This window comes from Streptomyces chilikensis (genome assembly GCF_001642695.1).
GTDB classification, from domain to species: Bacteria; Actinomycetota; Actinomycetes; order Streptomycetales; family Streptomycetaceae; genus Streptomyces; species Streptomyces chilikensis.
The window spans coordinates 1-8,243 of the sequence record NZ_LWCC02000018.1 but is presented as its reverse complement, the minus strand read 5'-3'; the positions used below and the strand labels follow the sequence as shown (position 1 = coordinate 8,243).

Annotated in this window: 9 protein-coding genes; 1 reads left to right on the top strand and 8 read right to left on the bottom strand. The window is 72.9% G+C overall.

All coding sequences use genetic code 11. From position 1 onward, the window contains the following. Positions 1-128: 128 nt before the first annotated feature. From A2U95_RS20905 to A2U95_RS20870, 8 genes are all read right to left on the bottom strand, one after another. Positions 129-887, bottom strand: coding sequence for an enoyl-CoA hydratase/isomerase family protein (locus A2U95_RS20905; RefSeq protein ID WP_166025583.1), 759 nt, complete (start codon positions 885-887; stop codon positions 129-131). Then, entirely contained in the window at positions 887-2,086 is a 1,200-nt protein-coding gene (locus A2U95_RS20900) for a cytochrome P450 (RefSeq protein ID WP_240957499.1), read from the bottom strand. The genes A2U95_RS20905 and A2U95_RS20900 overlap by 1 nt, the downstream gene beginning before the upstream one ends. 295 nt (positions 2,087-2,381) lie before the next feature. Next, positions 2,382-3,719: a cytochrome P450 gene (locus A2U95_RS20895; RefSeq protein WP_240957498.1), complete on the bottom strand. Its 1,338-nt coding sequence runs from the start codon at positions 3,717-3,719 to the stop codon at positions 2,382-2,384. A gap of 71 nt (positions 3,720-3,790) precedes the next feature. Further along, positions 3,791-4,390 (bottom strand): GTP-binding protein, encoded by a 600-nt coding sequence (locus A2U95_RS20890; protein ID WP_166025579.1) that lies wholly within the window; start codon positions 4,388-4,390, stop codon positions 3,791-3,793. Further along, on the bottom strand, positions 4,365-4,739 hold the full coding sequence (locus A2U95_RS20885) for a DUF742 domain-containing protein (protein ID WP_166025577.1): 375 nt from the start codon (positions 4,737-4,739) through the stop codon (positions 4,365-4,367). The genes A2U95_RS20890 and A2U95_RS20885 overlap by 26 nt, the downstream gene beginning before the upstream one ends. Further along, on the bottom strand, positions 4,736-5,137 hold the full coding sequence (locus tag A2U95_RS20880) for a roadblock/LC7 domain-containing protein (RefSeq protein ID WP_151770404.1): 402 nt from the start codon (positions 5,135-5,137) through the stop codon (positions 4,736-4,738). Before A2U95_RS20880 ends, A2U95_RS20885 begins: the two co-directional genes overlap by 4 nt. Then, positions 5,134-6,378 (bottom strand): ATP-binding protein, encoded by a 1,245-nt coding sequence (locus A2U95_RS20875; RefSeq protein WP_166025575.1) that lies wholly within the window; start codon positions 6,376-6,378, stop codon positions 5,134-5,136. The genes A2U95_RS20880 and A2U95_RS20875 overlap by 4 nt, the downstream gene beginning before the upstream one ends. A gap of 282 nt (positions 6,379-6,660) precedes the next feature. After that, positions 6,661-7,152 (bottom strand): MSMEG_6728 family protein, encoded by a 492-nt coding sequence (locus tag A2U95_RS20870; protein ID WP_166025573.1) that lies wholly within the window; start codon positions 7,150-7,152, stop codon positions 6,661-6,663. Between the two features lie 155 nt (positions 7,153-7,307). Between A2U95_RS20870 and A2U95_RS20865 the strand changes: the two genes are divergently transcribed. After that, positions 7,308-8,150, top strand: a complete 843-nt coding sequence (locus tag A2U95_RS20865; RefSeq protein ID WP_166025572.1) for an SDR family NAD(P)-dependent oxidoreductase — start codon at positions 7,308-7,310, stop codon at positions 8,148-8,150. Positions 8,151-8,243: the final 93 nt, after the last annotated feature.

Here is an 8,243-nt window from a genome sequence, read left to right as displayed (position 1 = left end):
CGGGGGCGGGGCCTCGGGGGCGCCGCCCCCGCGGTCCTGGCCGGCGTTCCCGGCGCACCGCCGGCGGCGCCGGCTCCGGCTCCGGCTCCGGCTCCGGCAACACGTGACGCGCGGACGCGCCGCCGGCGCTACCGGCGGTCGCCCCACTGCGCGGCGACCAGGGCCGCCGCCATCAGCTCGCCGTCCAGCACGGACGCGTCGGCCATGCGCGTGGCCGTCCCGTGTGCCTCCAGCAGCGCCTTGGTCATCCGCAGACCGCCCCGCGGACGCCGCAGCACCGGCCGGACCCACGCGTCGACCGCCGCGTCCAGCTCGTCCTCCGGCGCGACGCGCTGGAGGACGGACCACTCCAGCGCCTCCCGCGCCCCCACCGGCCGCCCGGTGAGCACCATCTCGCGGACCCTGGCCGTCCCGACCTCGTCGAGCAGCCGCGGCAGCAGCCCGCCCCACGCGACCGGCAGCCCGAGCGCGATCTCCGGCAGCCGGAACGTGGCGTCCGGCGTGCCGATCCGCAGGTCGCAGGCGAGGGCCAGCGCGAATCCGGCTCCGACCGCCCGTCCCCGCACCTTGGCCACCGTCACCGCGGGGTTGCGGGAGAGCGCCGCGCAGACCCGGCGGGCCTTGTCCCCGGAGGTCCGGATCCCGGCCCCTCCCGGATCGCGCCGCAGCTGTTCGGCGAACTCCTCCCGGTCGCCGCCGAGGCAGAAGTCGTCCCCCACGGCCGAGAGCACGACCACTCGCACGGACGGCTCCTGCCCCTCCAGCGCCTCCAGCAGGTCGTCCAGCATGGCCTCGGTGACGGCGTTGCCCTGTTCCGGCATGTTCAGCTCGATGTGGAGCACGTCCCCGTCGCGCCGCACGCGGAGGGTCTTGGGTGTGGACGTCATCAGGATCGGGTCACTTTCAGCGAGGTGATGCGGCGGAAGACCATCCGGGGCGCGTACTCGGGCCCGTCGGTGGCCGCCCGCAAGGTGGGGAATCGTTTCAGCATCCGGGTCAGCAGCGTGGTCGCCTCGAGCCGGGCCAGCGCCGCGCCCAGGCAGTAGTGGACCCCGCCGCCGAAGGTGAGCTGCGAGCCGCCGCGGAGGATGTCGAAGGTCTCGGGATCCGGGTTGTGCCGCGGGTCGTGGTTGGCGGCCCCGAACAGCACGTGGACGACGGAGTCCTGGGCGACCCGCACGCCGCCGAGCACGGTGTCCTTCGCGGCGACCCGGCTGTTCAGCCAGATCGGCGGATCGTGGCGCAGGGCCTCCTCGACGGCGTCGCCGACGTGTCCGGGATGCTCCCGCAGCCACCGCCACCGCGCGGGATCGGCGAGCAGCAGGGCGACCGAGGAGGAGAGCAGGGTCGCGGTGGTCTCCAGCGAGGCGATGGTGACGAACATCGTCAGGTGGTAGAGGACCCGGTCGGCGGCCTCCCGGTCACCGGCGTGCCACTCGTCCCAGTACCGGATCCAGCCGGAGAGGACGTCCTCGCCCAGGTGGGCGCGACGGTGCCTCAGCAGCCCGGTGAAGTAGGCCCGCATCTCCAGGGTGGCCGCCTCGGAGACGGCGAGCTGGCTCCTGGTGGGCAGCAGTTCCTGGGCGAAGACCTGCCGGTGGGTGAAGTCGAGGATCCGCTCGTGGTCCTCCTCGGCCAGCCCCAGCCAGCCGCCCACGGTCCGGATCGGCAGCCGGTCGGCGACCACCGTGGCGAAGTCGGCCTCGCCGTGGGCGAGCAGCGCCCGCTCCAGGTCGTCGAGCAGGGTGTCGACGTGCTCCTCGACACCGGGCCGCACGGCTTCCAGGGTGGAGCGGCCGAAGAGGTTGCCCAGGGCGCGCCGCTGGGTGGTGTGGTCGGGCGCGTTGAGCCGGGAGAGGGTGTGGCTCATCTCCCGGGTGGCCGGCGCCCGCCAGCGTTCCGGGTCCGGCCGGCGTTCCTGCCAGGCGATGTCGGGGGTGAGCCAGTCCCGTCCGCGCAGCACCTGGTTGGCGAGGTCGAAGCCGGTGACGAACCATCCGCCCCAGGGGGCGGGCACCACGTCGCCGAGTTCCCGGAAGGCCCGGTAGACGGGCAGCGGGTTGCGCTGTCCCTCGGGGGAGCGCAGCCGGCGCACGAGGGAGATGACGGTCCGCCGGTCCGCGGGAGGCCGGCCGGCCCTCCCGTCGAGCGGACGCCCGCCGTCCCGCCCCGGGGCGGCCGGGACGGGCCTGGACGTCTCCGCCCCGGCCCCGCCGGCGTGGACGGGACAGCCGGCCGGAACACCGGGGACGGGATCGACGAGAGCGGTCACCCCTGCTCCTCCTTCTGATTCCGAAAGCGAATTCCGGCGGAGCCTACCCATGCCTGACGGGGCCTCACTCCTGTCCCGGCAGTTGCCCGTGTCACATGCCAGTGATCATTCAGAGGCGGAAGACGTCCAGGAAGGAGCCCCAGAATCCCTTCTTGCGGGCCGGCGCGGCCGGCTGCGCGGCGGCGGTCCGCGGGGCGGGGACGGGTGTGGTGGGCGGGAGCGGGCGGTGCCCCGTCACGGCGGCCACCCGGGTGGCCGCGGACGGGCTGAACCGCACGGGAAGCGAGGCCAGGGCGCGGTGGAATGGCCCCTGGCGCCATTCGAGGTCCTCGACGGGGACGTCCAGCGCCAGGTCGTCGAGCTCGTTGAAGAGCTTCTCCACGGCGGTGAGGGCGATCACCTGGGCGGGAGAGGACGCCGGGCACTTGTGCGGCCCGGCGCCCCAGGACAGGTGGGCTCCCTGGCTGCGGGACCGGCGGGCCTGGGTCAGCGCCGGGTCGGCGTTCGCTCCCGCGAAGCTGATCACCACCGGGCTGCCCGCGGGGAGGTGGACCCCGGCCAGGTCGACGTCCTGCTTGGGGAAGTGGGTGGCGTAGTTGGCGATGGGCGGGTCGTCCCACAGGACGTGCTCCATCGCCTCCTCGATGAGCAGGCCGGAGCCCTCGGGCGACAGCATCAGCAGCACGGTGTTGCCGATGAGGTTGCGCTCGGGCTCCACGCCCGCGCCCATCAGCATCACCAGCTGGTCCTTGAGCTCGGTGTCGCTGAGCCCGGCGGGGTGCTGGACCAGCCTGGTGGTCAGGTCGTCGCCGGGGTCGCGGCGCTTGAGGGCCACCAGTTCCATCAGGCACTCGGTGAGTTCCCGGTCGGCCTGGATCGCGTCCCGGCCCTCGAAGATGGCCGCCATCGACCGGGTGAGCCGGTCGCCGATGTCGGCGGAGCAGCCGAAGAGCTTGTTGAAGACCAGGAGCGGCAGCACCTTGCCGTACTCGTTCAGCAGGTCGGCGCGGCCGCGCTCGCTGAAGCGGTCGATCAGGAAGTCCGCCATGTTCCGCACGTCGCGGGCGAGCTGACGGCCGTCGACGGCGTCGAGGCTGTCGGTGACGGCCTTGCGCAGCCGCAGGTGCTCGGCGCCGTCGGTGAACAGGCAGTTGGGCCGGAACATCATCATCGGCAGCACGGGGCTGTCCGGGGCTATCCGGCCCTCCCGCAGCGCCGACCAGTGGCGGGAGTCCCGGGCGAAGAGGGTGCTGTTCTGGAGCACCCGCAGCGCGGCCTCGTGCCCCACCACCAGGGTGGCCTCCACCCCGGGAGCGAGTTCCACCGGCCCGGCCGGCCCCCGGGCCCGCAGCGCGTCGTAGACGTCGTGCGGTGCGGCGGCGAAGTCGGCGCCGTGCATGGGGCAGCGGGAGGGTGCGCCGCCGTCGGCGGCGGGTGTGAAGTCCATGGTGCGTTCCTTCGGCGTCCCGGCGTCCTTGCGGCCCGGGCCTGGGGGGGGAGGAGAACGGGGGCTCCGGCTCAGCCCTTGCGGGTGAGCAGGTGACGGACGAGTTCCTTGAGCGCCTCGGCGGACGAGGCGACGTCCCGGGCGTCGCAGTGGACGACGGGGGTGTCGGGAAGCAGGTCGAGCGCCTCCCTGATCTCGCTCTCCTCGAAACGGACCGAGGGGTCGAAGCTGTTGACCGCGACCGCGTAGTCCAGGCCGAAGCTCTCGACCAGGTCGATGACCGGGAAGGTCGACTCCAGGCGTGCCGGGTCGACCAGCAGGAGCGCGCCGAGGGCGCCGACCGTCATGTCCTCCCAAAGCTGGACGAACCGCTGCTGGCCGGGGGTGCCGAACAGGTAGAGGACCAGTTCCTCGCTCAGGGTGATGCGGCCGAAGTCCAGGGCGACCGTGGTGGTCTCCTTGGCTCCCGCTCCGCTGAGGTCGTCGACCGGGGCCGAGGCCACGGTCATCTTCTCCTCGGTGCGCAGCGGCTCGATCTCGGAGAGGCTGCCGATGAAGGTCGTCTTGCCGACGCCGAAGTGCCCCACGACGACGATCTTGACGGCTCTCCTGACGCCCGCCGGAAGATACGTGGCCGCCGGCCGGTCAGCCGAAAAGCGTCTGGAGTCCATGCAACACCTCTTCGAGGGTCCCTCGGTCAACGGCTTGGGCCGGCGGCGGTGCGGCGCGGCGCAGCAGATGCCCTTGTTCGGCGAGATCGGTCAGCAGCAGCCGGGCGACGGCCGTCGGCAGCCCGAGGTGGGCGGCCACCTCCGCCATGGAGAGGTAGCCGCCGCCGCAGATGTCCCAGATGGCCCGGACCTCGGGGCTCGCCCGCCGGGGGAGCTCCCGGTCCGGCGCCAGCGTGACCAGGGTGTGGAGCGACAGGTCCGTCGCCGACGGCAGCCGCCGCCCACCGGTGATGACGTAGGACCGGACGAAGTCCCCGGTCACCAGATCGTCCTCGGAGGGCGTCGTCATGCGTCGGCACCGGCGTCGTGACGCACCGGCGAGGTCATGGCCTTCCCCAGGGCGGCGACCTGCTTCTGCATCCGGAAGGACATGGTCTCCATGTCCACGTCGAGCGCGGCGGAGGCCGCCAGGTAGGCGCCGCTGCCGGCCGCGATGAGGAAGATCCAGCCGCCGTCGTACTCGATCAGCGTCTGCTTCCAGGTCCCGTCGCCGCCGCCGACGAAGGGGGCGACCGCGCGGCTGAGGGACTGCATGCTGCTCATGGCCGCCGCGTTCTTCTCGGCGTCGTCGCGTTCGATGCCCTTGGACCGCTCCATCAGCAGGCCGTCGGCGGAGACGAGGATCGCGTGCCGCGCTCCGCGCACCGTGAGAACGTCGTCCAGCACCCAGGAAAGCTGGTCATTCACTGCTCTTCGGATCCTTCCGAGGTGGTCGTGTCCCGTCCGCGTGCCGTGCCCCGCGCGAACGCCCCGAGGCGTGAGGCGGTCGTCTCGCTGCTGGTCTCGGCGGGACTGTCGTGCTGTTCCGGCTGGTCCTGCCCGGGCAGGGGGGTCCGGGCGGGTGCCTGGGACGCGGCGACGCGGCGGCGCTTGGGCAGCCCTCCGGCCGTGGTGCCGACGGGCCGGGTGGGGGCGGTCGGCACCGCGGCGGGCACGGCGGGGGCGAGGCTGCGCCGTTCCTGCGCGGGGCGCTCGTCCGGCGCGGTGTCGCGGGCGCCGCCGACCGTGGCGGGGGCGGGGGTCTCGGCCGTCAGCAGGTCCTCCGGCAGCAGGATGACGGCGCGCACGCCGCCGTACGGGGAGGGCGTGTCGACGGAGATACGGAAGCCGTACCGGGCGGCGAGCACGCCGGAGACGGCGAAGCCGAACTTGGGCGGGTTGCCCAGTGCGGCCAGGTCCACCGGGCCCTGCGGGGAGAGCAGCGCGGCGGCGCGGTCCTTCTCCTCCTGGCTCATGCCCACGCCGTAGTCGTCGACGACCAGGCAGACGCCGTTGGGCACCGACTGGATGCTGACCACGACCGGCATCTCGGGGGCGCTGTAGTTGGTGGCGTTGGCCAGCAGTTCGGCCAGCACCACCGCGAGGGGCTCGACGACCTTGCTGACGACCGTCACGTTCACCTGGGCGTTGATCTCCACCCGGTCGAAGTGGCGGATGCGGCCCTGGGCGCTGCGGGTCACGTCGTACACCGAGGCCGGGTGCTCACGGCGTCCGAGCCAGCCGCCGCAGAGGACGGCGATGCCCTGGGCGCGGCGGTTGAACTGGCTGTTGGCGTGGTCGATCTCCATCAGGTCGGCGACCACGTGGGGGTCGTCGCCGTAGCTCTTCTGAGTCCGGTCGATGATCAGCTGCTGCTCGTCGGCCAGTACCTGAAGGGTGCGCATGGCGGCCTTGAGGACGGACTTGGTCTCCTCCTCGGCCTCCTGCCGCACCTCGGAGAGCGCGTCCCGGTGCCGGTGCTCGAGCGCCGTCAACTCGTTGCGCAGTTGAGCCCGTTCGGCCTTCTCCGCTCCGAGGTCGCGCTGCAGGGCGTCCTTCTGGACGCGAAGCGCCATGTTGGTCCGCCGCGCGCGGGTCACCGCGGCGACCGCGGCCCCGAGCACCACCAGCAAGATCCACAGGAGTGGATCCTGGAGCAAAGACGTCATGGGGCTCTCTTCAAGTCGCATTCGTGACAGAAGTCCCTCAGCTTGCGGCGCCTTCCGTTTGACGCGCCGTCAGCTTACGGGGAGAGCTTTCACCCTAGCAGTAGATGGGAGTACCAACGATCTTGGCAAGCGGCCCACTCGGGGGCATACACGGACGTAGCGGCGACGTCGACCGGATCACAAAGCGGTTGCGACGCACCGCCGTTGGGGCCACCGTGGAGCCGGGAACGCGTTTTTGACAGGTACTTGATCAGATTCCGTTTCCCCGCTTGTCCGTCAAGATCACGCTTTCTTCCCCTTCTCCCGGGGATCGCGGTCCGAGCCGGGCCACACGTACGGGATGTCGTCGGGGACACCGGAGAAGCACTCCCCGTACGCCTCCGGGTCCTTGCGCAGCAGCGCCGAGCGGTGGCTCAGGTGGAACGCCCGGTCCCCCAGCCAGGGCGGCAGCTCCGACGCCGCGGCGAGCGCCTCCTGCGCCCGGACGTCCGTGGCCTCCGGGCGGAAGGCGGCGTACTCAGCGGTCAGGGAAGCCGCGCAGGTGTCCGGGCGGCCCTGTTCCTGCCACACCCTGCACACCTCGAGCCCGTAGCGCACCAGGGCCTCCTCGTACCCCGTCCACATCCGCACGGCGGGATGGTGCCGCCAGCCGTAGCCGGGCACGGTGAGGGCGCGGAAGACCTGGAGGGCCTCGACCCGCTGCTTGCCGAGCCGGCGCCGGTCGAGCACCAGCGCGGACCGCCGGAAGTCCGCGTACGGAAGGAAGGTCTGCACGCGGTGCCGTCTACCCCTCCGCGTCCGGTACAGCCGGACGACGCCCGTGCATCACCCGTCCGGCGGACGGCGGAATCCATGATCTACAGTTCGGGCGCGCGCTCACCCGCGCACGGCGGACGCGGGGTCCGCCGCGCCTTCATGGGGAGGAAAGCATGGACGTGCAGGAGCTGTTCGGGGGCGGTGTCGCCGTCATCACCGGCGCCGGGTCGGGGATCGGCGCGGGCCTCGCCCGGTACGCCGCCACGGAGCTGGGCATGACCGTGGTCCTGGCCGACGTCGACGCGGCGGCCGTCGCCGCGCTGCGCGGGGAACTGGAGGCCGCGGGCGCCCGGGCGATCGACGTCGGGTGCGACGTCCGGGACCCCGAGGCCGTGGCCCGGCTGGCCGACCGCACCCTCGCGGAGGCCGGGCCGGTGCGGCTGCTGGTCAACAACGCGGGCGTGGAGCAGTTCGGCTACCTGTGGGACACCCCCGTCGAGAACTGGCGGCGCGTGATGTCCGTCAACGTCGACGGGGTCTTCCACGGCGTCCGCGCCTTCCTGCCGAAACTGATGGCGGAGCCCGGTCCCTCGTGGGTCTGGAACCTGTCCTCGGTCGGCGGGGTGGGCGCCGCGCCGCTGCAGGCGCCGTACATCGTCAGCAAGCACGCGGTGCTGGCGCTGACCGAGTGCCTGAGCCTGGAGGTGCAGGCGGCGGGCCACGGGGATCACATCCACGTCCAGGCGGTGCTGCCCGGGGCGGTCCTGTCCAACATCTTCGAGGCGGCCGGCGGCGCCGAGGAGGGCGGCGACGTCACGGCGGCGGAGGGCCACCGGGCCCGGATGCTGGAGCTGAACGCGACCGCGATGGACCCGCTGGAGGCGGCCCGGATCTTCTTCGAGCAGTCCGCCAAGGGTGAGTTCTACCTGCTCAACGACGAGTTCGGCGCCCAGCTGATGGCGGCCCGGGCCGACGTCCTCGCCCACCGCAGGGCGCCGGCACTGCCGCGGTACTGACCCGGACGGCGCTGCCGGGCCGGCGGAGTTTCGCGGCGCGGCGCCGTCGCCGGGCCGCGGGCGCGGGCGCGGGCGCGGGCGCGGGCGCGGGCG

Coding starts and splice junctions, on each gene's coding strand:
- A2U95_RS20905 (WP_166025583.1), bottom strand. CDS start 887: ATGACGTCCACACCCAAGACCCTCCGCGTGCGGCGCGACGGGGACGTG.
- A2U95_RS20895 (WP_240957498.1), bottom strand. CDS start 3,719: ATGGACTTCACACCCGCCGCCGACGGCGGCGCACCCTCCCGCTGCCCC.
- A2U95_RS20890 (WP_166025579.1), bottom strand. CDS start 4,390: ATGGACTCCAGACGCTTTTCGGCTGACCGGCCGGCGGCCACGTATCTT.
- A2U95_RS20885 (WP_166025577.1), bottom strand. CDS start 4,739: ATGACGACGCCCTCCGAGGACGATCTGGTGACCGGGGACTTCGTCCGG.
- A2U95_RS20875 (WP_166025575.1), bottom strand. CDS start 6,378: ATGACGTCTTTGCTCCAGGATCCACTCCTGTGGATCTTGCTGGTGGTG.
- A2U95_RS20865 (WP_166025572.1), top strand. CDS start 7,308: ATGGACGTGCAGGAGCTGTTCGGGGGCGGTGTCGCCGTCATCACCGGC.